Genomic DNA, 25,727 nt, shown 5'->3' on the forward strand with positions numbered 1-25,727 from the left:
CTCTTGAGCATGCAATATAAGCCAGCTTAGTTAATTTGTCAATTTATAGCCGAAAAAAATACGCTATAAAAAAGTATAGCGTATTTTTATTCTTAGCATTTTGACTTAAACATTTTCATCAATAAAGCTAACAAGTTTAGAGCGAGGTACAGCACCAATTTGTTGAGCTACAACTTCACCATTTTTGAAAAGTAATAAAGCAGGAATATTACGGATATTGTATTTCACCGCAATATCTTCGCAAGAAGTTACATCAACTTTAACAATTTTTACTTTACCAGCATATTCACTTGATAGGTCTTCAAGAACAGGTGCAATTGCTTTACAAGGTGCACACCAACCTGCCCAGAAGTCAACAAGTACAGGTGTTTCAGCGTCTAGAACATCTGCTTGGAAGTTATCATCAGTTGTATTTACAATAGTCGCAGACATGGTACGGCTCCAATTTTTAGAAAAAGTGCTATTACTACAGGAGAAATTATCTCTATCAGTATTACATAGCTACTTAGTTCAATGTAAGGGTTTGATGCTATTATTCAAGGCTTAACTAAATTTGTCTAATGGATGCTCACGATATTCATCATCGGCTTGTACAATCGTTTAACAATTAGAAAAATATCGATGGCTATTAATTGTTGATGAAAATGGCTTTTCAATTGCATTCTTGTGAATTACTCTAGGCGTGAATTGTTATGGGTTTAGTTCAATAATGTCTGACTTTCTGATTGATGAAGAATTACTTGCCGCCATAGATATGGGGTCGAACAGCTTTCACCTTGCAATTGCACGGGTAGATCATGGCGAAGTTAAAAAAGTTGCTTCGATGTCAGAAAAAGTACAGCTTGCAGCTGGTTTAGATGAAAATAAAAATTTAACAGAAGCTGCACAGCAACGTGGTTTAGCATGTCTAGCCCGTTTTGTTGGAAGATTGAGCTCTGTTCAACCTAATCGTTTACGAATCGTGGCTACGAATGCCTTGCGTCAGGCAAAAAATGGCCATGAATTTATTCAAAAAGCTGCAGAAATTTTACCTAAACCTATTGAAATTATTGCAGGACGAGAAGAAGCCCGCCTGATCTATTTGGGTGTATCACATACCATGGCCAATGGTGGGCGTCGCTTAGTTGTTGATATTGGTGGTGGTTCTACCGAATTCATTATCGGTGAGGAGTTTGAACCTATTTACACCGAGTCATTACAAATGGGTTGCGTGGCTTATACAACGGCATATTTTTCTGATGGCGAAATCACACAAAAAGCATTTGATAAGGCCGTAGTTGCTGCTCGTAAAGAACTTTCTGCTATTGCAACCACTTATAAAATGGAAGGATGGGATACGGTCGTTGGTTCGAGTGGAACGATTAAGGCCTGTCGCCAAATTATGGTCAATATGGGCTTAAGTGATGAACAAGAAAATGTCACTCGAGAAGGACTATATAAACTTAAAGATAAATTACTTAAGTTTAAAAATGTTTCTGAAATTGATTTTGAAGGATTAAGAGAAGATCGACGAGCAGTTTTGCCAGCCGGATTGGCAATTTTGTACGCAGTTTTTGAAGTTTTAGAAATTGATCGTTTGGCATATTCTGATGGTGCATTACGCGAAGGTGTGATGTATGACCTGTTAGGTCGATTTAAACATGAAGATATCCGTGATCGTAGTGTACAGGCCTTAATGGGGCGTTATAACGCCGATCCGAAGCAAGCAGAACGAGTTGTAAACACAGCACAACAATTATTTGATGGTGTCGCGAAATCTCTTAATTTAACGAGTGAAGACAGTGACTTACTGCGTCGAGCTGCTTATTTGCATGAAATTGGTTTAGCAATTAGTCATGGTGGTTATCATCGCCACGGTGCTTATTTATTACAGCACTCAGATATTCCAGGTTTCTCGCAAATTGATCAAAATCATCTTTCACATTTAGTTGCTCACCATCGTCGTAAATTGCGAAATGATGTAAAAAATGAAATTTTGAAGGCTGGTGGTCATAAATTACTTTACTTAAGTTTATTACTTCGCCTAGCAGTTTTACTCAACCATAGTCGAAGTGATCAGATGCTTCCTGCCATTGAACTGACCATCATAAATGATCAACAATGGCAGCTTAGTGTTTCTGGTGATGCCAAACAATGGCCATTGTTAGTTGCCGACTTGCACGATGAGCAAGAGCAGTTTAAGCATTGGGACATTGAATTGAATATTCAGTCGGAAAAATTTATCGATTAAAGGGATAATATTCGACCTATGAAAAAATCTACTCAGTCCAAAGCTTGGACAACGGTTCAAATTGCACGTCATCCTGAACGTCCGCAGTTTCTAGATTATGTCGGTGAAATCTTTACAGAGTTTGACGCCTTGCATGGTGATCGTTTGTTTGGTGACGATGGTGCGATGGTAGGTGGTCTTGCTCGTTTTGACGGTCAACCTGTGATGGTCATTGGACAACACCGTGGTCGTAGTACCCGTGAAAAATTAAAGCATAACTTCGGTATGGCTAACCCTGAAGGTTACCGTAAATCTCAACGCCTATTAGATATGGCTGAGCGTTTTAATCTTCCGGTCTTTACGTTCATTGATACGATGGGTGCTTACCCAGGTGTTGGTGCTGAAGAGCGTGGACAAGCCGAAGCAATTGCAACGAGTCTTGCTCAACTTTCAAGCTTGAAAGTTCCTGTTGTTGCAACAGTACTGGGTGAAGGTGGTTCTGGTGGTGCTTTAGGTATTGGTGTTGCTGACAGAGTCATTATGTTATCGCACAGTATTTATTCTGTGATTTCACCAGAAGGCTGCGCATCTATTTTATGGAAGACTGCTGAAAAAGCGGCTCAAGCGAGCGAAGCTTTAGGTTTGACAGCAGACAAATTACAATCTCTAGGTATTGTTGAATATGTAGTAGATGAAGGCGAGGGGGCACATTTAGACCCTGAGCAAGTCATGCAAAACCTAAAAGTAGTTCTGAAGCAAGCTTTGGATGAATTGCTACCACTGGATGCAAATGAACGATGCGAAGCACGTTATCAACGTTTAATGAAGTTTGGCAGCGCAAATTTAGGCATAATGTCTTAAAGCAGGCTCAACTATTTTCAGAAAATAGTTCTTTTCTTATTGGATGTAGTGGCGGCATGGATTCTATGCTGCTGCTACATTTGATGTCTCAAATTTTCCCTCAAAAGATCCGAGCTATCTATATCGATCATCAACTGCAATCACAAAGTGCAGAGTGGGGGGAACTAGTCGCTGAACAAGCTACTCGTTTAGATATTCCTTTTATTATTCAAAAAGTTCAGGTTACCGATGGTAATTTGGAGGCTGAAGCACGTCAGGCGCGTTATCAAGCTTATCGACAGCATTTGCAAGCCAATGAAACCTTAGTACTTGCTCATCATCAGCAAGATCAGGCCGAAACAGTCATACTCCGTTTATTATCGGGTGCAGGTGTTGATGGATTAGCTGCAATGCAGTCTGTGGATTACCGTGTAGACATGACGATTTGGCGTCCTTTTTTAGACTTATCTCGTGAGCAAATTACTGATTGGACTACTCAACTTGAAATTGAGTATGTAAATGACCCGACAAATTACGATATTCATTATGATCGGGCGTGGTCGCGTGAGAAACTTTGGCCATTTTTACAAAACAGATTTCCTAAAATGCAGCAAGCACTGAGCCGAACCAGTTATCTCATGCAAGATGCTTCTGAAATTTTAGAAGAAGTTTTGAAAGCTGATTTAAAACATTGTGGTACAGCTGAGTGTTTAGACTTCACTAAACTTTTAGATTTATCAGTTGCCCGTCAACGTCAATTACTTTCGGTTTGGATGAAAGGTGATGGGCAATATCGACCTGCATTTGAAATGGTTGAGCGTTTAAAAAATGAAGTGATTGATTCAAAGTCCGATGCACAAGCAGCATTACACTGGAATCAGTTTTACTATGTCCGTTATCAACACCATCTTTATAGATTGAGTAAGCAAGTTTTTCTTGCTGAAAAATTAAACCCAGTTGAAGCTGAGTCAGAGCATCATTTCCAAATGGGGGAAATAGTGCATTACGCTTCAGGAAATTTTCAGATCACACAAAAAAATATCGGTTTGAGTCCATCTTTATTAAATAAAAAATTGACAATAAGTCGACGTCAAGGTGGAGAAAAAGTCCATTTATACGGTCGTGTTGGGCAATGGCCATTAAAAAAAGCAATTCAAGAAGCACATATTTTGCCTTGGCTTCGTCATACAATTCAAATATTAGTCATAGATAATGTTATGCTTGGGGTTTTTACACCGAAAGGATTTTGGTTGGCTCAGTCTCCGTATTGTGAGCAAGGAGGATGGCAACCGGATTTAATTTCTCATTCTTGTAATCTGGTAAATGGCGAATATGGTTATGGCAAGTGCAGTAAATTGTAATATTTGTTTTATTGGTGGCGGTAATATGGCCCAAGCGTTAATTGGCGGGCTCATTTCAAGAGGTTTACCACCGACACGTATTACTGTTTCAGATCCTGTTGAGCAGATCCGTCAATTATTACAAGAGAAAGAAGTTCACGTAACACAAGATAACGTGGCTGCAATTCAAAATGCTGATGTTGTCGTACTAGCGGTAAAGCCGCAAGTTTTGGCGACTGTTTTACGTCCGTTGAAAGGTCTTTTATCAGATAAATTGGTCATTTCAATTATTGCTGGTGCTGAAATTCAAACGATATCAAACTTAATTGATAGCAATCGAATTGTTCGCGTTATGCCGAATACACCAGCTCTGGTTCAAACTGGCGCGCACGGTATCTATGCAAATGATGTAGTAGGTACTTCGGATCGTGAATTAACAAGTCAGATTTTAGCGGCCACAGGCTTAACAATTTGGGTAAACTCCGAAGCTCAAATTGATGCGGTAACAGCAGTTTCTGGTTCAGGCCCTGCATATTTTTTCTATCTGATGGAAAGTATGATCCGTGCGGGTAAAAATTTAGGACTGGATGAAAAAGTTGCAACTGCGTTAACTCTTCAAACGGCGTTAGGTGCAGCTCAAATGGCAATTACCAGTTCAAATACTCCATCTGAACTTCGTAAGAATGTGACATCGCCAAATGGTACAACACAAGCTGCACTTGAAGTTTTTGACCGTGCACAAATCTCCCAAAATATTCAATCTGCATTGGCTGCTGCACAGAAGCGTAGCCAAGAATTGGCTCAAGAATTGAGTGACAGTGCGAAATAGCTTAAATAGGATAAGACAACTATGGGTGCAAATTCTGCGCTAATTTTTGGAATTTTAATTAATGTCGCGATTTTATTGGTCTTTTTCCGTTTTTTAATGCAATTGGCGGCAGTAAGTCCTTATAATCCTGTGGTTTTATCGACCGTAAAGGCGACTAAAATTGTTGATATTTTTGGCCGAATTTTTCCGACGGTCGCAAAAGGCCGGTTTAATTTAGCTGCGTTAGCTCTTTTAATTATTTTATATTTACTGAAAATTTTCGGTGTGATGTATCTGTCTGGTTCTATGCCAAATAGTCCGATTCATTTAGTGATTCTGACATTTGTGACTATGATTCAGGACTTGATTCGTTTCTGCCGTTATTTAATTTTCGCGACAATCATCTTGAGCTGGGTGGTTATGTTCACTCAATCTCGTTCACCTTATATTGAAGTGATTCAAGATTTAGCTGAACCATTACTCGCACCATTCCGTCGTTTATTGCCTAATATGGGAATGATTGACTTATCGCCAATTTTGGCATTTTTGGCACTCTATATTGCCGAAATTTTAATGAATGAAGTTGCTAAAGTTCTCTTAACTGGTCTTTAAGCTAACTCAATAAAAAGGGCTGTATTTCACAGCCCTTTTTTATTTCTATTAATTAATGGGCGTCATCCCAGTTTTGTCCTTGGCCAACTTCAACCACTAAAGGCACGGAAATTTCTACAACAGATTCCATGACTTTTGCGATTTGTTTGGAAAGTTCTTCAGCAATGTTTTGATCGGCTTCAAAAACTAATTCATCGTGTACTTGAAGTAGTAATTTGGCTTGATCTTTTGGCAAGATTTTATCGACTTCAATCATAGCAATTTTAATAATATCAGCTGCACTACCTTGTAAAGGTGCATTGATTGCAGCACGTTCGGCAGCCTTACGCACCATCACATTTCGTGCATCAATATCTGGTGTATATAGACGACGGCCTAAAATAGTTTCAACAAAACCTTGCTCTGATGCAACTTGACGCGTGCGTTGCATATATTCATAGATGCCAGGATAGCGTTGGAAATATTGTTTAATATAATTTTGCGATTCTTGACGTGTGAAACCTAACTGACGGATCAAACCAAATTCAGACATACCATACAGTAGACCAAAGTTTACTGCCTTAGCTTGGCGACGTTGATCATTGGTCACATCTTCAATTGCAATACCCAATACTTCTGCAGCAGTACGGCGGTGAACATCTTGTCCGTGCTGGAACGCATGTACTAAAGCATCATCCTGAGAAAAATGGGCCATTAAACGCAGTTCAATTTGCGAGTAATCGGCAGCCAATAGAACTCGACCTTCCGGTGCAATGAATGCTTTACGAATCTGACGGCCAATTTGTCTACGAATTGGAATATTCTGTAAGTTAGGATCAGAAGAGGAGAGGCGACCTGTCGCTGTGAGTGCTTGATGATAGCTCGTATGCACACGATGCGTGTCGTTATGAGATTGCTCTACTAGACGGTCCGTATAAGTACTTTTTAGCTTTGCCAAACCACGGTGTTCTAGAATAATTTCCGCTAAAGGATGTTCAATTTTTTCTAAAACACTTTCACTGGTGCTGTATTGTCCAGTTGCAGTTTTTTTACCGCCTTTGATTCCTAATTTATCAAATAGTATTTCGCCTACTTGCTTAGGTGAAGCAATATTAAAAGTTTCATCTGCAATTTCCATAGCCTGATTTTCAAGGCCTTCCATGGTTTTTGCAAACTCAACGCTTAATTTATCTAAGAAAGCATGATCTAAACGAATACCATCTTCTTCCATGCCTGACAAAATTCGGGCAACTGGCATTTCGATGTTATATAAAATATTTTCTAACTCAGGAAATGGCTTAAGTTTGTTTGAAAGTACTTCATACAAACGATAGGTCACATGTGCATCTTCTGCTGCATAGTGAGCAGCAACTTCAATCTCAATTTGATTAAAAGTTTTCTGCTTTGCACCCTTACCAGCAATTTGTTCAAAAGTGGTGGTCAAGTGACTTAAGTAGACACGAGCTACATCATCCATGCCATGACGAGTTGCTGCTGCATTTAGTACATAAGATGCCAGCATGCTATCGAAATACCAGCCTTTTAACTCAATTCCATGATTGGCAAAGATATGGGCATCATATTTAAGGTGATGACCAATTTTTTTAACCGCTTCATTTTCTAATACAGGCTTAATTTGAGCCAGAATTTGTTCACGGTCCAGTTGCTGCGGTGCATTTTCATAATTATGCGCTAAAGGAACATAGTAAGCATCTTGTGCATCAAAGGCGATTGAAAAACCAACCATCTCGGCAATGCGGTAATCAAGGCTTGTAGTTTCTGTATCAATAGCAAAATGATCAGCATTTTGCATGCGTTGCAAGAGTTGATCCCATGCTTCTTGAGTTAAAACAGTGTGATAATTTGCAGTTCCAAGCTGGTCATCTTGACTGGTTAAGCTTGCCTGATCTTCGGTTTCTATAGAATCAGCTGGTTTAACTTCATCTTGAACGACTACTTGTGAAACTTGTTGTTTATAAGTAGAGCTGTTGGGATTATTCGGGTGATCAAGCGACTGTAACTGATTTCTAAACTCAAGCTCAGTATATAAGTTGCGTAAGGCATCAACATTTGGATCGGTAAGCTTTAATTCATGCCAGTCGAGTTCTAAAGGAAGATCACAGACAATGCTAGCTAACTGGTGATCAAGCTTAATATTGTCTAAATTATCTTTAATATTTTGGCTAATCTTGCCTTTAAGTTGATCAGCATTGGCAATGATATTCTCTAAAGTGCCATATTCGGTCAGTAACTTAGCGGCTGTTTTTGCACCTACGCCTGGAACACCCATAATACCGTCGGATGCATCACCCATTAGCGTTAAATAGTCGATAATCTGATTTGGCCAAACGCCAAATTTTTCAAATACACCATCGGTGTCCATTACGCGATCTTTAAAGCTATCTTCAAGTTTGACATGGTCATTGACGAGCTGAGCCATGTCTTTATCTCCAGTTGAGATAAGTACATGATGGCCTTCAAGCACGGCACGTTTAGCAAGTGTCCCGATAATATCATCAGCTTCAGCGCCTGGAAGACTATATAAAGGAATACCTTGAGCTTTAATCAATGCATGTAAATATGGAATCTGTTGAGATAATTCTTCAGGCATGGTTGGGCGGTCACCTTTATAAATAGGTGAAAGCTTATGACGAAAAGTTGGCTCAGGCGTATCAAAAATCACGGCCATATGCGTCGGTTGCATACGACGCATAAGTTTTTGAATCGCAGAAATTGCTCCACGTATTGCATTGGTATGTAACCCTGTAGAGGTCGTCAATGGTGGTAATGCATGATATGCACGAAATAAAAAATAGGACCCATCAACCAAGACAAATGGTGGCATTGAACAATTCCTTAATTTGAATTACGGGTATTTTACGTGAAAACGGCTATGAATGCAGGATTATGATTTTTGCAGTATTTTGTATGTATAAATATACGCTTGTATTGGCTTGAAGTAAGATGACATGTAATGAAGGTGTCATATTGCTAAGCCCATGTATAAAAAAGACAAACAGGGAATGATCATCGTTTTGATCGCTTTGACTTTGTTTTTAGCCATTTCAATTGGTTTTAAATTCCAGAGTGCTGTTGCTGCTTTATCTATTGCACTCGTGGTAGTACTGGTTCAGTTATTATCAAATCTGCATCAGCGTCTGACTCATTTAGAACAACAGTTTTCTCAGCAGAAAAAACCACTTTATTCTATTCATATGCAAACAATAGTAATTTATGCGGCCGCCTTGGTTGCATTAGTTGCTTATATGAATCACTGGATGTGGATTGCTGGTGGGGCATTACTGGTTTTATTGTTATGTTTAGTCCAAACAATTAGTGCGTTTCATACTCGACTGTTATACCTCGAGTCAGTGAAACCAACTGTTCATGTAAATGAAACTCTACAAACAGAAATTATAACTCCAGCGGTAGTGCAAGTTGATTCCAATAGTACAGACACATTAATTCCTGTTGAAACGGCAATTTTAAATCACACAGAACAACCAACTCAGGTACAGAGTACATGGTGGCAACCAGCAGTCGACTGGATGGTCCATGGCAATCCAATTTTAAGAGTTGCTGTCGCTGTGTTGATGGTTGGGGTAGTGCTGTTATTGCGTTTCGCAAGTGAGCACTGGCAACTTAGTTTAGGTGTAAAACTTGGTTTTATTGCAATTGCCGGAGGCGTATTAACGGCATTTGGATATAGCTTGCAAAAGAAAAATCAGCTTTTTGCTGTAGCATTGCAGGGGGTAGGGCTAGCTGTTGTATTCCTAACACTCGTGTTCTCGCATCATTTTGGAGTAATTGCTAATCTCACTACAGCGAGTATTCTGTTTACGATCTTATTAGCTATTACGGTATTCTTAAGTTTAAAACAACAAGCTATTTATTTGGCAATTTTAGCACTCGGCATGGCCTATGCAGCCCCTTTAGTTATTCCACAATATCGTCCAGATGTAGTCTTCCTATTTAGCTACTATTTGGTAATTAACTTAGCAGTTGCTGCGGTTAATTTTATTCAGCCTTGGAAAATCTTAAATCAGATTGCTTTCTTTGCCACAATGTTTATTGGTGGTAGTGCGATAGGTTTTTATGCAGAACCAGCAAAATTTGACACATTAGACTGGATTTTATGGCTACATATAGCTCTGTTTATTTGGCTTAGCGTCCGTTATAGCCAAAATATATCTCGAGTTTCAGCACGTGAACAACAAGAAGGCATTCGTTTACCTCCGCTCTTAGATGTTGGTCTTATTTTTAGTGTGCCTGTACTAGGCTTTACGCTACATGCCTATTTAGTCCATGAGTCTACTCAAGCGTTGACGATTGGTGCTGCTGTTTTGGCTGGTACCTATGCGGTATTAACTTTTTGGATCAAAAAGACCCATCCTCAACTTTCAGTTCTTGCTAAAAGCTTTTTCATCCTTGCCGTTGCATTTTTTGCCTTAATCTTTCCACTCGCGAAAGGGGCACATTGGACTGCGATTGGTTGGGTTGCTCAAGGTACGGCCCTCATTGTATGGGGAGTAACTGAGCGCTACCGTTTGAGCCGATATATTGGTGTAATTTTAGTTTTACTCAGTTCGGTTGCATTGTTTTATCAATTTTGGGCGAATGCAGAGTTCCCGACGCTAAGCACAAGCATTTATGCAATTGCCCAATTCATTTCGGCCTATTATTTATTGCAATACAACAGTAAAGAGCAACAGTATTTTAGCGCCAGCATGTTTAGCGGCATTTTCTTATGCTTAGGTATGTATGCGGGCGCTATCGCTGGTATAGAAATTTTGGCATGGCAACATCATGGCTTAAGCCCATATTTGATGATTGCGATACTATTATTATCAATATTTAGTGTAGTGGTTCACTACAAACTAAGGGTTCAATGGCAGAGTTTACAGTTAGGTTTAATTGGCCTGTTATTATTGTTAATTCTAGGTGAAGCCTTTACTAGTCAAGTATTCAGCATATTTAAATGGCCGAGTATATTACAGCAGGGTACTTTCCTAATCGCAGCAACGCTTCTTAGTGCTTTATTCATTATGGCTCAACCTCAATCAGGTCAGTTTGGATCTTTGAAGGTCTGGTCTGGTTTGAGCTGGTTGGCATTAGCAACGGTTGGTTTGGCAATATTTCCACAAATGCCACTTGTTGCTCTGGCTTTCGTTCCTGTGGTTTATTCCCTTTGGGCGTATAAGTTTCATAAGAGCACATTGCTACATCAAATTCCAGTGTGGTGTTTAAGTCTACTTTGGTTGCTAGTAGTGAGTGTAGACCGGCATTCTGCTGAGTACCTTTACTTTGTTCCTTTGATTAACTTAACTGACTTACTTTCAATTTCAGTATTTGCTGGTCTACTCTTTATTATTTATCAGCATACTTTTGATCAAGATAAATCACTGGAGTGGACTTTTAAAATTACAACAATTCTAGTGGGGTTGTTGGTATTCAGTAGTGTGGTGGTCAGAGGCTTGCACTATTACTGGGCAACACCACTCTGGAGTGCTGCAATTTGGACAAATGGAATAGTACAGTTAAGTCTGACATTGCTTTGGGTAATCTTGGCATTTATTTTAACTACATTCTCTAGCCGAAAAATGATTCGTCAATTATGGTTTGTAGGTGCTGCGCTTTTAGGGATTGTGGTATTAAAACTGATTTTGCTTGATCTATCGCAAAGTGCGACTTTAACTCGAGTCATTTCATTTATTGGCGCGGGCGGGGTAATGTTGATTATTGCTTATCTTGCGCCATTACCACCATCATCCGCTGTACAGAAAAATGAAGAGCCTAGGCTTTAGGCTCTCGATTTAATTCTTTTTGATTACTGTATTGATCGATATCATCTTCAGCAAAAATACTAGATGGTCGATCAATCAAACCCATTTTAGGAACAGGAATTTCAATTCGGTTATCTAAAAATCCATTTCGAATTCGTTCTTGCATCTCATCTCGAACTTTTAAAGAGTTCTCTTGTCGACACCACATTGTAAATAAAAGCTCAATTGATGATTCTCTGAATGCGGTCACTGTAACAGCAGGCTTTGGGTCATCTAATACAAGAGGATAATGAGCTGCTACATTCAGTAGAACCTCGCGAACTTTAATGATGTCTTCATGGAAGTTGATTGCGAGCGTAATTGGTATACGACGTATTGGGTATTTAGATAAGTTGTGTACGGGAGCACGAATGAGTTGTTCGTTTGGCAAACGAATATACACATTGTCTAATGTAAGTAGCTTAACCGAAAGCAAATCAATCGAGATCACTTCACCTTCAATTGTATTTCCACGAATGAGCGTAATCTGGATCGTATCACCGACTTCAAATGAACCTTCACCAATCAAAAATAAACCACTAATCAAGTTACTGGCTGATGTTTGCGATGCAAAACCGAGCGCTACGGTTAAAATCCCTGCCGCGCCAAGAAATACACTCAGTTTAAAACCAGCTTCTTTTAAACTCGTCATAATGAAGAGTAAGAAAATAAAATAAAAAATACCGCGGCGCCACACCAGACGTTGATGAGCATTAAAACGTGAGCCAATGGTTCTAATAAATGTATTTGAAATAATACGGGCAAGAACAAAACCAATAAAACACAGCACAACAGCGACTAAAATTTCACTAATACGTTCGGTATTGATATTGGTAAATATGCTTGTGAGGCTATCAGCGATATCCTTAGGAATACTTGTATCAGCCATATAAACCTCTTAAAAGAATGAATCAAACATATTGAATAATGCTCCACCAGGTGAACGTGGTGGGTGAACATAGGTCACTTCACCAGCAAGAGGGGGCGTACGGTTTTCAATACGAATTCGTGCGGGACGATCAGAACCTTCATAATAAACTTTAATTTGAGAAGTCCATAAACGACCGGTACTTTCACTATAAAAAAGAGGTAGAGCTGTAACGGGCACGTTCATGCGGTCAAAACGCAATTGATGATTACTGGTGTTGTGAAAATCAATAGGGGTTACAGCACGAAAAGCACGAGGTGTTAACAGGTTCAAATCGGTACGCCCATCTACAGAAGTGGCATAACAAATTTCACCTTGCTGGGCATTTGGACCAAACCATGTATCTTTAGGTTGAATTACAGGAATCTCAAACAAAGGCTCATGCTGACTTTCAACTAAACCTGCAATCCATAGTGGTGTACTAATATAAAGAGTTCCGCGTTGACCTGCCGGAATGTAAATGGGATCAACGGGTTTAATGACTACAGAACGGTCTGCCAGACGGGGCATAAGTAAAAATTCTGGATTAGTTTTCCGAAACATGTAGCGTTCTACTTGAACAGTATGCGGAAAGGCAAAATTCGGATCGGCAATTGGATGCCAATCTTGCTCATTATCGTCTTGAAGAGATGGGCGATAATATTCAATACGCCATTCTTTTATACCGCGCGTTAGACGAAAAAGCATTGAACCAAATTGCCATGCTTTAGACTGATTAATTTCAAAGCGCTGTTCTCCCCACCATTTTAAGGAATTCTGGGGGCGAGGCTGATATTCATTATTTTCAAACAAGACGTAAAATTCCTCTACCGAGTTGTTAAACAGACTTCACGCTGTAATCTGCTTAGAGTACACTCAAAATCATCTTACTCATCATTATAAATTGTGATGCAAATATTGAAACAAATACAAGTTCCATATAGTTTTGCCAAGCGTCATGGTGTTTTATTTCGTTATGACGGTGATCAAGTATTTATTATTAGACGTCAAAATACTGAAAAAATTGCATTGCAGGAAGCAAGACGAATTCTAGGTAAGCCAGCTCACTTCCAATTATGTACTGAACAAGAATTTAATACGCTCTTAAGTACAAGCTATGCCGGCGATACAGGGGAATCACAACAAGTTGCAGCAGGTTTAGAAGATCATCCTGATTTATTAAGTTTGGCCGATCAGGTTCCTGAGACAGAAGATTTGATGGATCAGGAAGATGATGCGCCTATTGTCCGTCTGATCAATGCGCTACTTTCAGAGGCAATTCGAGTAGGAGCTTCTGATATTCATATTGAAGCTTTCGAAAAGAAATTATCTGTACGATTACGTGTAGATGGTCAATTACGTGAAGTTGTACAGCCGCGCCGTGAGTTGGCGCCGTTGCTGGTTTCACGTATTAAAGTCATGGCTAAACTCGATATTGCAGAAAAACGAGTGCCACAAGATGGACGTATTTCTTTACGCCTTGCAGGCCGAGAAGTAGATGTCCGTGTTTCGACTTTACCATCTTCACATGGTGAACGGGTTGTAATGCGTTTGCTCGACAAACAAGCTGGTCGACTTAATATGATCCACTTGGGATTAATGGCAAATGACTATGAGCGTTTAACTCAGTTAGTACATCGTCCTCATGGCATTATTTTGGTCACAGGGCCTACAGGTTCGGGGAAAACAACGACGTTATATGCAGCTCTATCTGATCTAAATGATAATACGCGTAACATCTTAACTGCCGAAGATCCAATCGAATATCAACTTGAAGGTATTGGTCAAACACAAGTCAATACCAAAGTGGATATGACGTTTGCTCGTGCTTTAAAAGCAATGTTACGTCAAGATCCAGATGTAGTGATGGTAGGTGAGATTCGTGACTTGGAAACGGCTGAAATTGCAGTACAAGCATCGTTAACTGGACATTTGGTTTTATCGACACTACATACCAATACAGCTATTGGTGCGGTTACTCGACTTAAAGATATGGGAATTGAGCCTTTCTTATTATCAAGCTCTTTAATTGGGATGATTGCTCAACGTTTGGTTCGTACTTTATGTCCACATTGTATGACATGGCGCGAAGCTGATACTTTTGAAAAACAGGTTTTTCAACATATTCATAATGAACCATTGTTGCAGTTACCTGAAGCCAAAGGGTGTGATCATTGTTCACATTTAGGCTTTAATGGACGTACAGCTATTTATGAAATCGTACCAGTTGATGAACCTATGCGCCGTCTCATTCATGGTAATGCGGCTGAATATGAATTAGAAAATCATGCTCGTGAGTATTCAGGTTCAATTCGTGATGATGGCTTGCGTAAAGTACTTTCAGGTAAAACGACACTTGAAGAAGTACTTCGAGTAACCAATGAAGCAAGCGAAGTATAATTTGTAACATGCAATAAAAAATGCCCGAACTATATCGGGCATTTTTTTAATATCGAAACTTATTCAGTCACAATATTAAAAGTTACATCAATATTGTTGCGAGTTGCATTTGAATATGGGCAAACAATATGAGCTGCTGCAACTAACTTTTCAGCTTCTTCACGGTCCATACCCACTAAGTAAACATTTAAAGTTACTTCGATGCTAAAACCTGTAGGAATTGGACCAATACCTACTTCACCTTCTACGTAAGCATCTTTACTAATATTAAATTTATCGCGGTTTGCAACAAATTTTAAAGCTCCTAAAAAGCATGCTGAATAGCCAGCTGCAAATAATTGCTCAGGATTTGTTACGGCACCACCAGCGCCACCCATTTCTTTAGGTACACCAAGTTGTACATCTAATACACCGTCAGATGAAGTTGCACGGCCATCACGACCACCGGTTGCTTTAGCTTTTGCACGATAAACAACTTTTTCTAATGACATCGTTTTTATTCCTAAAATAAATTGAATACAAATATATCGTACACGACTTAATTATTTTGACAAGTATATTTTTTGAAAAAATTGCTGTTTATTTAACTAGGTTTGTACGGAGTTTGGTAAGTTGATCTTTCAAGCCTAATAGTGTTGTCATGTCACATGAACTTGCTTCTAGTACGCCTGTGGGAATATCCAATGCTTGATCTTTTAATTTTTTTCCTTCATCGCTAAGTGTAATAATCACTTGTCTCTCGTCTTGAGTTGAGCGGGTACGATGAAGCAAATGCAGGGCTTCTAACTTTTTCAAGATAGGAGTGAGGGTAGATGATTCTAAAAAAAGTTTAGCTCCAATTTCTGAAACAGTCACTTCATCCTGTTCCCATAAAACTAACATAACTAAATATTGGGGGTAGGTAAGCCCCAAAGGCGCGAGAAGTTTTCTGTAGAGTTGATTAAGCGCTAAATTTGTTGAATAAATGAGGAAACACAATTGATTCTCAAGCTTTAAGTTTTGACAGTCTTGGTCCATATATTCCTCAAAGAAACTCATATTGCTTTTGTAGTATATCGCGTTCTATTCAGTTTCTTAAATGTTCATAAGAATAGGTTATGAATAAAGTAAATTAAGAAACATAAAAAATGGAATAATTAATCCAATTATTCCATAACATAAAAATATTTTAGATAAAATTGTCTACCATAGATCTGCAATTTTTTTCATTAAACGCGCACGATATTTAGCGGTAGGATTATTTGCATTGCGTTGTTGCTCTTGTTCATAAAAATCTTGCCATGCAGTAATCATTTCAAGCGTTGTTCCTTGTTTTTTAATCATAGAAACATCTGCTGGCTGAATATTTTCTAAACGTTGTCTTGCGCCTTCTGCACCCGTTCCCCATCCAATTATTCTTTGGCCAAATGCAGGCAAAGGAATATCTTTAGGAGTAGAGGGAAGAATATCTGATTTGAGCTGTGCCGTTGGTGAAACGAAATGATTCGTTGTCCCAAACTCAGCATAACAATGAATATTTGCCCCCAAGCAAAAAAAGCTAAATAAGTATTTCCACATGAATAATTAAACTTTTAATAGTGAATTAATTTACGGTGTGTCATTAGAGGCATTGAAGAGCGGACGAGATCTTGCGCCGTTAGATCAAAGGGCACAGTAATTAAACCATTTCCTTCATATCCAATCATACTTAAAATTTGGCCACGACTATCAGTTGCCCCAGAGTGTCCCCAGGTCTGTCGTTTTTCACCATGCCAACCCTGTTGTGCTGCACCTAAAACATAACATTGGCTATCCATTGCCCGAGCTTGTAACAAAAGCTGCCAGTGCATTTGTCCAGTTGTATAGGTAAATGCAGCAGGGGCAGTAAGAATATGAGCGCCTTGTTGTCTTAGCGTTAGAGCAAGCTCTGGAAAACGCAAGTCATAACATACCATTAAGCCAATATTGCCAAAAGGGGTAGATGTGACTACTACGTCTGTTCCTGGTTCAAAGAAACGAGACTCCTGATAACCACCGACAGCATCACCCACTTGTACATCAAATAAATGGATCTTGTCATAACGCGCTTCTGTACGCTCAGGGCTAATGCAGAGGCTAACAGTTCGGACGCGACCATTTTGAATAGTGGATCCATCTGGACGGAATGGGCAGGGTAAAGTGCCAGCCACAATCCAGATTTGATATTGATGTGCGAGTTTCTCAAGCCTTTGTTGAATAGATTCAAATTGCTCAGCAGTTTCACGTTGTTTTCCAGCAGCAAAACATACAAAGTTTTCGGGGAAAACAATCAAACTGGCATTTTGTGCCTTGCTCTGTTGAATCAAAGACTCAATGACTTGAAAATTATTTTCAATATCATCTTGAGAGTTCATTTGAGCAACAGAAACGAGGGTCATATTCTAATCCGGCTTAATGGTGAAAATCAGGCATTTTGCTTATCCGATACCTGTTCAAGAGTATCTTGCTCTTTCTGTAACTGCTTAACAAGTGGCTCAAACATATTCTGATTGTTTGCATTGAGTTTCATCAATGTCTTATGTGCATCCAGAACAGTTCTTAGCATTGCATTATGAGTGATTTGTTCATCTGTTAGCGTTAATGTGCAAACGTTAGGATCACCACAATAATTCAAAATGACAAAAACCTGCCCTAGCCCCATACTATTGGCTAAGGTTGTGATATCTGGATTGGTAGATAGCATCACAGCTTGAATATGATGAGTCTGTTTAAGCTTTAAACCCAGCTTAGCTAGGATGCCTAATACAGTACTATCAATAAATGTTGTTTGGGTTAAATCAACGATTGCACCTACAACATTCTCTTGCTGTTCAATTCTGTTTAAAAGTTTGTCTAGACTTATACAAGAATGGGCTCGCACTTCACCAATAAGTTTGAAAATATGCGTTCCATTTAAACTTGCATATTCAACATGACCTGTTGACATATAAATGCCATTTTCAGAGAAGGATAGAAAAATTATCACATAGTGCCATCCCAGACTCAAGAGTCCTTAAGTCGTATATTATGTAATTAATTGATTCGTAAATTAATTCATTCGACAAAGACTGAAGATAGCAATATCGTCGGCAACATGATCGGGTGCTTGAAATGATTGATTTTGCAAATGATGGACCAATTGTTGGAACTGATCGTTTAAACCGCCATCAAAAGGTTCGAGGGCTCCATCCGAGCAAACAATGAAGCGAGCATGGCGATTTAATGTACAAATATGCTCTTCAACTTCAAGTTCATCAGTTAAACCTAGTGGGAAACTGCTCGTTGTTAGAATCTTCGGTGCTTGATTAGGTTCAAAAATGATAGGAGGCGGATAATGTCCAGCACTTGACCAGCGAAGAGTATGTGTTTCAAGGTTTAAAATACCCACCACAATCGTAATGTGCTTTTCGATATTCTCTTGAACTAACATCCCATTTAATTTTTTTATTAATTGTCTTGGAGTTTTAGAGCGACCATGAAATGCTGCCATCCATGATGTTAATAAACTACTGGTTACACCATGACCTGAAACATCAGCAAGATAGAATAAAACTTCTTTATCATTTAATTTCCAATAGTCGTACCAATCACCTGAAAGATAAGCTGAAGGCTGAAAGAAAGTTTCGACTTCATAATTTAATAAATCAATTGGATTCGGCAATAAACGTTTTTGCAGTTCAGCAGCCGAAGGTAAATCACGACTATCTTGGTTACGCTTATATTGAGCATCAATTCTTGATAGGGCTTTATTTAAATCACTAGGTAACTGATTCCATACCCAGCCTGCAAGAGCACCTGCTTCCCATGCATGTGCTAAAGCGGTACCTTCATGTTCAAAAGCAATTACGACCGTTGGCAAATTCCATTTATAAGTCAGGAAATCTTGTACATCTGCAATTGCAATGATGGTTGGATCATATAAATCTAAATCATCTATGTTAATGACTTGTAAGCCTGGCAGTTTATCCAAAGCTTGCTCTAAATAAGGAATAGAGCGTGTCGGTTTAATAAAATACATAGAAGATATGGTAGTCCTTTTATATGATCACTTTATTCATCATAGAGTATGTATGATCAAAATCAAGGTATTGCCGAACTCTTAATCCAAGCAATACCTTTATTTCATGTTAAGGGTTTTGATTCTCATCTGGAGTATCTTCTGAGTCATCATCAATGAAAGACACATCGGCTGAATCGCCCTTTTTCTCTGCAATTTGGAATGCTTTACGCTGGAGGTATAAGTCTCGAATCATAGCGTATTGATCACCTTGTAAGGTTTGATCTAAGTCAAGATATTGGGCGCGTGTATCTACAGCTTGTAATAGATTACTCGACCAATAAAGACCTTCTTGATCATCCATAACGTATTTTTGTGGACGAGCTTGAGCATCTACTGCTAAACCAAAACCATCACGTAAGGTGCTTGGACCAAAAAAAGGCAACATAAGGAATGGGCCAGAAGGAACGCCATAGTAGCCAAGAGTTACACCAAAGTTCTCTTCTTCAGTTGGTAAACCTAAGCGACTTGCTGGGTCAGCCAAACCAAGAGTGGTTAAGGTGTTAATTGTAAATCGACCTAAAGTTTTTGCTGCACGGCCAGGACGGCCTTGAATAAGCTGATTGACAGCATTCCAAGGTTCACCAAGATTTTTACGGAATTGGCGATAAGAACCACGTACATCTTCTGGGGTTTTTTCTCTATATTGAACAGCAACTGGGCGTAAAAAATTGCGATCCAACATATCATTAAAAGAATAAATTGGACGGTTCAATGATTGCAAAGGATCTTTGACAAGATCTGGTTGAGCTGCATTTGCATTAATTTTTAAATCTTTAACTTTAATATTTTTTAAATCTTTAATAATTTGGGAACGGGGATGGTTTGGCCCTGTTTCTTCTAATGAACTCGCATTAGCAGATTCACTTACCGTGTTTTCTTGAGCATATATAGAGGTACAAACACCTACAGATAACACGCTTAGTAAAATTAAATTAGAATAATTCATATAATTCCTTAACCGCCAGCCAGGCTAATACTTAATGTGCAGTTGGGTGGAGATATGTTTTAATACAAAATTGATAACCTATTATCAATGTAAAATTGATCAAATAATATAGATAAAATGCTAAAAAGGCTAAAAAACGAACATGTGGTAATATTAAATTAAAAAAGGGGTTGTCAAAGGATATTAATGGTCTATAATGCACATCCATCGGCGGTGATGCAGATAATAACTTGTTGAAAAACAGTTACTTGGAATTAGGTTGGTTGCTTTAAGTGATGAATTTGATGAGAAGTTAGTTTTGAGAATAAGTTTTAAAAATATCGAAATTACCTGTTGACTTTTAAGAGATTAAGAGTAATATAGCCGACCTAGCTTGCTGGTGACGAACCAGGAAGAAGATCATTAAGAGAATTGAAGAACAACTTGTGTGGATTTTTACTGATTGATCGATCGAAATATTATCATTGATTGATTGGTTTAAATTACTCGAAGTTTATTTGAGCGAAATTTAAGTCAGAAAATTGATGAGCCAGAATTGGCACCTTGTCTTTAATAAGGTGCAAAATGATTTTTAACTGAAGAGTTTGATCATGGCTCAGATTGAACGCTGGCGGCAGGCTTAACACATGCAAGTCGAGCGGAGTGATGGTGCTTGCACTATCACTTAGCGGCGGACGGGTGAGTAATGCTTAGGAATCTGCCTATTAGTGGGGGACAACATTTCGAAAGGAATGCTAATACCGCATACGTCCTACGGGAGAAAGCAGGGGATCTTCGGACCTTGCGCTAATAGATGAGCCTAAGTCGGATTAGCTAGTTGGTGGGGTAAAGGCCTACCAAGGCGACGATCTGTAGCGGGTCTGAGAGGATGATCCGCCACACTGGGACTGAGACACGGCCCAGACTCCTACGGGAGGCAGCAGTGGGGAATATTGGACAATGGGCGGAAGCCTGATCCAGCCATGCCGCGTGTGTGAAGAAGGCCTTATGGTTGTAAAGCACTTTAAGCGAGGAGGAGGCTACTTTAGTTAATACCTAGAGATAGTGGACGTTACTCGCAGAATAAGCACCGGCTAACTCTGTGCCAGCAGCCGCGGTAATACAGAGGGTGCAAGCGTTAATCGGATTTACTGGGCGTAAAGCGCGCGTAGGCGGCTAATTAAGTCAAATGTGAAATCCCCGAGCTTAACTTGGGAATTGCATTCGATACTGGTTAGCTAGAGTGTGGGAGAGGATGGTAGAATTCCAGGTGTAGCGGTGAAATGCGTAGAGATCTGGAGGAATACCGATGGCGAAGGCAGCCATCTGGCCTAACACTGACGCTGAGGTGCGAAAGCATGGGGAGCAAACAGGATTAGATACCCTGGTAGTCCATGCCGTAAACGATGTCTACTAGCCGTTGGGGCCTTTGAGGCTTTAGTGGCGCAGCTAACGCGATAAGTAGACCGCCTGGGGAGTACGGTCGCAAGACTAAAACTCAAATGAATTGACGGGGGCCCGCACAAGCGGTGGAGCATGTGGTTTAATTCGATGCAACGCGAAGAACCTTACCTGGCCTTGACATAGTAAGAACTTTCCAGAGATGGATTGGTGCCTTCGGGAACTTACATACAGGTGCTGCATGGCTGTCGTCAGCTCGTGTCGTGAGATGTTGGGTTAAGTCCCGCAACGAGCGCAACCCTTTTCCTTATTTGCCAGCGAGTAATGTCGGGAACTTTAAGGATACTGCCAGTGACAAACTGGAGGAAGGCGGGGACGACGTCAAGTCATCATGGCCCTTACGGCCAGGGCTACACACGTGCTACAATGGTCGGTACAAAGGGTTGCTACCTAGCGATAGGATGCTAATCTCAAAAAGCCGATCGTAGTCCGGATTGGAGTCTGCAACTCGACTCCATGAAGTCGGAATCGCTAGTAATCGCGGATCAGAATGCCGCGGTGAATACGTTCCCGGGCCTTGTACACACCGCCCGTCACACCATGGGAGTTTGTTGCACCAGAAGTAGCTAGCCTAACTGCAAAGAGGGCGGTTACCACGGTGTGGCCGATGACTGGGGTGAAGTCGTAACAAGGTAGCCGTAGGGGAACCTGCGGCTGGATCACCTCCTTAACGAAAGATTGACGATTGGTAAGAATCCACAACAAGTTGTTCTTCATAGATGTATCTGAGGGTCTGTAGCTCAGTTGGTTAGAGCACACGCTTGATAAGCGTGGGGTCACAAGTTCAAGTCTTGTCAGACCCACCATGACTTTGACTGGTTGAAGTTATAGATAAAAGATACATGACTGATGATGTAAGCTGGGGACTTAGCTTAGTTGGTAGAGCGCCTGCTTTGCACGCAGGAGGTCAGGAGTTCGACTCTCCTAGTCTCCACCAGAACTTAAGAGAAGTTCGGATTACAGAAATTAGTAAATAGAGATTTAGATCTTGGTTTATTAACTTCTGTGATTTAAGTATCACGGTATTAAGCATGACCTGACGAAGGCATGTTTATTCATTAACAGATTGGCAAAATTGAGTCTGAAATAAATTGTTCACTCAAGAATTTAGATTAAGCAATTAATCTAGATGAATTGAGAACTAGCAAATTAACTGAATCAAGCGTTTTGGTATATGAATTTAGATTGAAGCTGTACAGTGTTTAAATACACAGGCAACAGATAGTAGCGATGAAGAATCGCACGGACAACACTCACTTGTAAGTGTTGACGACTGTTTGGGGTTGTATAGTCAAGTAATTAAGTGCATGTGGTGGATGCCTTGGCAGTCAGAGGCGATGAAAGACGTAATAGCCTGCGATAAGCTCCGGGGAGGCGGCAAATATCCTTTGATCCGGAGATTTCTGAATGGGGGAACCCACCTACTTTAAGGTAGGTATTGCAACATGAATACATAGTGTTGCAAGGCGAACGAGGGGAAGTGAAACATCTCAGTACCCTTAGGAAAAGAAATCAATTGAGATTCCCTTAGTAGCGGCGAGCGAACGGGGATCAGCCCATTAAGTTATGTGTGTTTTAGTGGAACGCTCTGGGAAGTGCGAACGTAGAGGGTGATATTCCCGTACACGAAAGGGCACACATAATGATGACGAGTAGGGCGAGGCACGTGAAACCTTGTCTGAATATGGGGGGACCATCCTCCAAGGCTAAATACTCCTGACTGACCGATAGTGAACCAGTACCGTGAGGGAAAGGCGAAAAGAACCCCTGTGAGGGGAGTGAAATAGATCCTGAAACCGCATGCATACAAGCAGTGGGAGCCGACTTGTTCGGTGACTGCGTACCTTTTGTATAATGGGTCAGCGACTTATATTCAGTAGCGAGGTTAACCGTATAGGGGAGCCGTAGAGAAATCGAGTCTTAATAGGGCGTTTAGTTGCTGGGTATAGACCCGAAACCAGGCGATCTATCCATGAGCAGGTTGAAGGTTGGGTAACACTAACTGGAGGACCGAACCCACTGTCGTTGAAAAGCCAGGGGATGACTTGTGGATAGGGGTGAAAGGCTAATCAAGCCTGGTGATAGCTGGTTCTCCCCGAAAGCTATTTAGGTAGCGCCTCGGACGAATACCATAGGGGGTAGAGCACTGTTTCGGCTAGGGGGTCATCCCGACTTACCAAACCGATGCAAACTCCGAATACCTATGAGTACTATCCGGGAGACAGACTGCGGGTGCTAACGTCCGTAGTCAAGAGGAAAACAATCCAGACCGCCAGCTAAGGCCCCAAAATCATAGTTAAGTGGGAAACGATGTGGGAAGGCATAGACAGCTAGGAGGTTGGCTTAGAAGCAGCCACCCTTTAAAGAAAGCGTAATAGCTCACTAGTCGAGTCGGCCTGCGCGGAAGATGTAACGGGGCTAAAACTATGTGCCGAAGCTGCGGATTTGACTTTTAGTCAAGTGGTAGGGGAGCGTTCTGTAAGCCGATGAAGGTGTATTGAGAAGTATGCTGGAGGTATCAGAAGTGCGAATGCTGACGTGAGTAACGACAAAACGGGTGAAAAACCCGTTCGCCGAAAGACCAAGGGTTCCAGTCCAACGTTAATCGGGGCTGGGTGAGTCGACCCCTAAGGCGAGGCCGAAAGGCGTAGTCGATGGGAAATTGGTTAATATTCCAATACTTCTGTGTAATGCGATGAGAGGACGGAGAAGGTTAAGTCAGCCTGGCGTTGGTTGTCCAGGTGGAAGGAAGTAGGCATGCATCTTAGGCAAATCCGGGGTGCTCTATGCTGAGATCTGATAGCAAGCTGTACTTGTACAGCGAAGTGGCTGATACCATGCTTCCAGGAAAAGTCTCTAAGCTTCAGTTACACAGGAATCGTACCCGAAACCGACACAGGTGGTCAGGTCGAGTAGACCAAGGCGCTTGAGAGAACTCTGCTGAAGGAACTAGGCAAAATGGTACCGTAACTTCGGGAGAAGGTACGCTGCTGACGGTGATGACCCTTGCGGTCTGAGCTATTGGCAGCCACAGAAACCAGGCCGCTGCAACTGTTTATTAAAAACATAGCACTCTGCAAACACGAAAGTGGACGTATAGGGTGTGATGCCTGCCCGGTGCTGGAAGGTTAATTGATGGGGTTAGCGTAAGCGAAGCTCTTGATCGAAGCCCCAGTAAACGGCGGCCGTAACTATAACGGTCCTAAGGTAGCGAAATTCCTTGTCGGGTAAGTTCCGACCTGCACGAATGGCATAATGATGGCGGCGCTGTCTCCAGCAGAGGCTCAGTGAAATCGAAATCGCTGTGAAGATGCAGTGTACCCGCGGCTAGACGGAAAGACCCCGTGAACCTTTACTGCAGCTTGACATTGAACTTTGACCTTACTTGTGTAGGATAGGTGGGAGGCTTTGAAGTTGGAACGCTAGTTCCAATGGAGCCGTCCTTGAAATACCACCCTGGTAATGTTGAGGTTCTAACTCTGCCCCGTAATCCGGGGCGAGGACCATGTCTGGTGGGTAGTTTGACTGGGGCGGTCTCCTCCTAAAGAGTAACGGAGGAGTACGAAGGTGCGCTCAGCGTGGTCGGAAATCACGCGTAGAGTATAAAGGCAAAAGCGCGCTTAACTGCGAGACCCACAAGTCGAGCAGGTACGAAAGTAGGTCTTAGTGATCCGGTGGTTCTGTATGGAAGGGCCATCGCTCAACGGATAAAAGGTACTCTGGGGATAACAGGCTGATACCGCCCAAGAGTTCATATCGACGGCGGTGTTTGGCACCTCGATGTCGGCTCATCTCATCCTGGGGCTGAAGCAGGTCCCAAGGGTATGGCTGTTCGCCATTTAAAGAGGTACGCGAGCTGGGTTTAGAACGTCGTGAGACAGTTCGGTCCCTATCTACCGTGGGCGCTGGAAATTTGAGAGGATCTGCTCCTAGTACGAGAGGACCAGAGTGGACGAACCTCTGGTGTACCGGTTGTGACGCCAGTCGCATCGCCGGGTAGCTATGTTCGGAAGGGATAACCGCTGAAAGCATCTAAGCGGGAAGCCTACCTCAAGATAAGATTTCCCTAGGACTTTATGTCCTCTAAAGAGCCGTTCGAGACTAGGACGTTGATAGGTTGGATGTGGAAGCATAGTGATATGTGAAGCTGACCAATACTAATTGCTCGTGAGGCTTGACTATACAACACCCAAGCAGTTGTATATAAAGCATCAATCGATTCATTAATATGCAAAGCAACTTGATTTAGTTATACGCTTAGCTAAAATGAACAACTAAAGTAAGATTCAATCAGCCCATCTGTAAAGATTTGGAAAACGCATCGGCACATTAAGACCAATGCAAGTATCCATACCAGTTGTGCTGGC

Annotated in this window: 18 protein-coding genes, 2 tRNA genes and 2 rRNA genes; 11 read left to right on the forward strand and 11 right to left on the reverse strand. The window is 41.0% G+C overall.

Annotated features, from left to right (window positions below; translation table 11 throughout):
• Window positions 1-105: 105 nt before the first annotated feature.
• Entirely contained in the window at window positions 106-432 is a 327-nt protein-coding gene (gene trxA / locus F886_RS05545; protein ID WP_003655060.1) for a thioredoxin, read from the reverse strand.
• A 277-nt stretch (window positions 433-709) separates the two neighbouring features.
• Between trxA and ppx the strand changes: the two genes are divergently transcribed.
• The 5 genes from ppx to F886_RS05570 are packed head-to-tail and all read left to right on the forward strand — an operon-like array spanning window position 710 to window position 5,809.
• Window positions 710-2,230, forward strand: coding sequence for an exopolyphosphatase (gene ppx / locus F886_RS05550; RefSeq protein ID WP_004794521.1), 1,521 nt, complete (start codon window positions 710-712; stop codon window positions 2,228-2,230).
• A gap of 18 nt (window positions 2,231-2,248) precedes the next feature.
• Window positions 2,249-3,070, forward strand: a complete 822-nt coding sequence (locus tag F886_RS05555; RefSeq protein WP_005302449.1) for an acetyl-CoA carboxylase carboxyltransferase subunit alpha — start codon at window positions 2,249-2,251, stop codon at window positions 3,068-3,070.
• Entirely contained in the window at window positions 3,007-4,410 is a 1,404-nt protein-coding gene (gene tilS, locus F886_RS05560; protein ID WP_081402097.1) for a tRNA lysidine(34) synthetase TilS, read from the forward strand. Before F886_RS05555 ends, tilS begins: the two co-directional genes overlap by 64 nt.
• Entirely contained in the window at window positions 4,382-5,218 is an 837-nt protein-coding gene (gene proC, locus F886_RS05565) for a pyrroline-5-carboxylate reductase (RefSeq protein ID WP_081399200.1), read from the forward strand. Before tilS ends, proC begins: the two co-directional genes overlap by 29 nt.
• Window positions 5,219-5,239: 21 nt before the next feature.
• Window positions 5,240-5,809 carry a YggT family protein gene (locus F886_RS05570; RefSeq protein ID WP_004794512.1) on the forward strand — a complete coding sequence of 190 codons (570 nt, stop codon included), beginning with the start codon at window positions 5,240-5,242 and terminating at the stop codon, window positions 5,807-5,809.
• Between the two features lie 52 nt (window positions 5,810-5,861).
• Here the strand turns inward: F886_RS05570 and polA are convergent, their stop codons facing one another.
• Complete coding sequence (polA, locus tag F886_RS05575; protein ID WP_005302460.1) at window positions 5,862-8,633, reverse strand: DNA polymerase I; 2,772 nt, start codon at window positions 8,631-8,633, stop codon at window positions 5,862-5,864.
• 154 nt (window positions 8,634-8,787) lie between these two features.
• On the opposite strand from polA, the gene F886_RS05580 reads away from it, so the two are divergent.
• The gene (locus F886_RS05580) at window positions 8,788-11,592 is read left to right on the forward strand and encodes a DUF2339 domain-containing protein (protein WP_005302463.1); all 2,805 of its coding nucleotides are present in this window, start codon (window positions 8,788-8,790) and stop codon (window positions 11,590-11,592) included.
• Here the strand turns inward: F886_RS05580 and F886_RS05585 are convergent.
• A complete protein-coding gene (locus tag F886_RS05585; protein ID WP_005302466.1) occupies window positions 11,582-12,499 on the reverse strand; it encodes a mechanosensitive ion channel family protein in 918 nt (305 codons plus the stop codon). The two genes, F886_RS05580 and F886_RS05585, sit on opposite strands and share 11 nt — an antisense overlap.
• Before the next feature lie 9 nt (window positions 12,500-12,508).
• Window positions 12,509-13,330 (reverse strand): hypothetical protein, encoded by an 822-nt coding sequence (locus F886_RS05590; protein WP_004794502.1) that lies wholly within the window; start codon window positions 13,328-13,330, stop codon window positions 12,509-12,511.
• 96 nt (window positions 13,331-13,426) lie between these two features.
• Between F886_RS05590 and gspE the strand changes: the two genes are divergently transcribed.
• Window positions 13,427-14,917, forward strand: coding sequence for a type II secretion system ATPase GspE (gene gspE / locus F886_RS05595; protein WP_005302469.1), 1,491 nt, complete (start codon window positions 13,427-13,429; stop codon window positions 14,915-14,917).
• A 59-nt stretch (window positions 14,918-14,976) separates the two neighbouring features.
• Here gspE and F886_RS05600 read toward each other — a convergent pair whose 3' ends face one another.
• The 7 genes from F886_RS05600 to F886_RS05630 form a co-directional block, all read right to left on the reverse strand.
• Window positions 14,977-15,408, reverse strand: coding sequence for an organic hydroperoxide resistance protein (locus tag F886_RS05600; protein WP_002117290.1), 432 nt, complete (start codon window positions 15,406-15,408; stop codon window positions 14,977-14,979).
• A gap of 88 nt (window positions 15,409-15,496) precedes the next feature.
• Window positions 15,497-15,934 (reverse strand): MarR family winged helix-turn-helix transcriptional regulator, encoded by a 438-nt coding sequence (locus F886_RS05605; RefSeq protein ID WP_005302474.1) that lies wholly within the window; start codon window positions 15,932-15,934, stop codon window positions 15,497-15,499.
• Between the two features lie 165 nt (window positions 15,935-16,099).
• On the reverse strand, window positions 16,100-16,474 hold the full coding sequence (locus F886_RS05610) for a DUF4951 domain-containing protein (protein ID WP_004794496.1): 375 nt from the start codon (window positions 16,472-16,474) through the stop codon (window positions 16,100-16,102).
• Window positions 16,475-16,488: 14 nt separating this feature from the next.
• Window positions 16,489-17,313 carry a carbon-nitrogen hydrolase family protein gene (locus F886_RS05615; RefSeq protein WP_005302477.1) on the reverse strand — a complete coding sequence of 275 codons (825 nt, stop codon included), beginning with the start codon at window positions 17,311-17,313 and terminating at the stop codon, window positions 16,489-16,491.
• Between the two features lie 26 nt (window positions 17,314-17,339).
• Window positions 17,340-17,861 carry an anti-anti-sigma factor GigB gene (gigB, locus tag F886_RS05620; protein ID WP_002117273.1) on the reverse strand — a complete coding sequence of 174 codons (522 nt, stop codon included), beginning with the start codon at window positions 17,859-17,861 and terminating at the stop codon, window positions 17,340-17,342.
• A gap of 102 nt (window positions 17,862-17,963) precedes the next feature.
• On the reverse strand, window positions 17,964-18,932 hold the full coding sequence (gigA, locus tag F886_RS05625; RefSeq protein WP_005302479.1) for an RsbU family protein phosphatase GigA: 969 nt from the start codon (window positions 18,930-18,932) through the stop codon (window positions 17,964-17,966).
• A 109-nt stretch (window positions 18,933-19,041) separates the two neighbouring features.
• Window positions 19,042-19,920 (reverse strand): MlaA family lipoprotein, encoded by an 879-nt coding sequence (locus tag F886_RS05630; protein WP_004794490.1) that lies wholly within the window; start codon window positions 19,918-19,920, stop codon window positions 19,042-19,044.
• A 572-nt stretch (window positions 19,921-20,492) separates the two neighbouring features.
• Here F886_RS05630 and F886_RS05635 point away from each other — a divergent pair.
• The 4 genes from F886_RS05635 to F886_RS05650 all read left to right on the forward strand — a co-directional run bounded on the left by F886_RS05635 (window position 20,493) and on the right by F886_RS05650 (window position 25,542).
• Window positions 20,493-22,030, forward strand: a 16S ribosomal RNA gene (locus F886_RS05635).
• 59 nt (window positions 22,031-22,089) lie between these two features.
• Window positions 22,090-22,166 (forward strand) — tRNA-Ile (locus F886_RS05640).
• A gap of 55 nt (window positions 22,167-22,221) precedes the next feature.
• A tRNA-Ala gene (locus tag F886_RS05645) sits at window positions 22,222-22,297 on the forward strand.
• A gap of 352 nt (window positions 22,298-22,649) precedes the next feature.
• Window positions 22,650-25,542, forward strand: a 23S ribosomal RNA gene (locus F886_RS05650).
• Together the 16S and 23S rRNA genes with 2 tRNA genes alongside form the textbook arrangement of a ribosomal RNA operon.
• The last annotated feature ends 185 nt before the right edge of the window (window positions 25,543-25,727 follow it).

The sequence above is a fragment of the Acinetobacter sp. NIPH 542 genome, assembly GCF_000369825.1.
In the GTDB taxonomy this organism is placed as follows: domain Bacteria; phylum Pseudomonadota; class Gammaproteobacteria; order Pseudomonadales; family Moraxellaceae; genus Acinetobacter; species Acinetobacter oleivorans.

Bases quoted from the DNA above. Each gene is read 5' to 3' on its own strand.
- trxA (WP_003655060.1), bottom strand. From the start codon at position 432: ATGTCTGCGACTATTGTAAATACAACTGATGATAACTTCCAAGCAGAT.
- ppx (WP_004794521.1), top strand. From the start codon at position 710: ATGTCTGACTTTCTGATTGATGAAGAATTACTTGCCGCCATAGATATG.
- F886_RS05555 (WP_005302449.1), top strand. From the start codon at position 2,249: ATGAAAAAATCTACTCAGTCCAAAGCTTGGACAACGGTTCAAATTGCA.
- tilS (WP_081402097.1), top strand. From the start codon at position 3,007: ATGCGAAGCACGTTATCAACGTTTAATGAAGTTTGGCAGCGCAAATTT.
- proC (WP_081399200.1), top strand. From the start codon at position 4,382: ATGGTTATGGCAAGTGCAGTAAATTGTAATATTTGTTTTATTGGTGGC.
- F886_RS05570 (WP_004794512.1), top strand. From the start codon at position 5,240: ATGGGTGCAAATTCTGCGCTAATTTTTGGAATTTTAATTAATGTCGCG.
- polA (WP_005302460.1), bottom strand. From the start codon at position 8,633: ATGCCACCATTTGTCTTGGTTGATGGGTCCTATTTTTTATTTCGTGCA.
- F886_RS05580 (WP_005302463.1), top strand. From the start codon at position 8,788: ATGTATAAAAAAGACAAACAGGGAATGATCATCGTTTTGATCGCTTTG.
- F886_RS05585 (WP_005302466.1), bottom strand. From the start codon at position 12,499: ATGGCTGATACAAGTATTCCTAAGGATATCGCTGATAGCCTCACAAGC.
- gspE (WP_005302469.1), top strand. From the start codon at position 13,427: ATGCAAATATTGAAACAAATACAAGTTCCATATAGTTTTGCCAAGCGT.
- F886_RS05600 (WP_002117290.1), bottom strand. From the start codon at position 15,408: ATGTCATTAGAAAAAGTTGTTTATCGTGCAAAAGCTAAAGCAACCGGT.
- F886_RS05605 (WP_005302474.1), bottom strand. From the start codon at position 15,934: ATGGACCAAGACTGTCAAAACTTAAAGCTTGAGAATCAATTGTGTTTC.
- F886_RS05610 (WP_004794496.1), bottom strand. From the start codon at position 16,474: ATGTGGAAATACTTATTTAGCTTTTTTTGCTTGGGGGCAAATATTCAT.
- F886_RS05615 (WP_005302477.1), bottom strand. From the start codon at position 17,313: ATGACCCTCGTTTCTGTTGCTCAAATGAACTCTCAAGATGATATTGAA.
- gigB (WP_002117273.1), bottom strand. From the start codon at position 17,861: ATGTCAACAGGTCATGTTGAATATGCAAGTTTAAATGGAACGCATATT.
- gigA (WP_005302479.1), bottom strand. From the start codon at position 18,932: ATGTATTTTATTAAACCGACACGCTCTATTCCTTATTTAGAGCAAGCT.
- F886_RS05630 (WP_004794490.1), bottom strand. From the start codon at position 19,920: ATGAATTATTCTAATTTAATTTTACTAAGCGTGTTATCTGTAGGTGTT.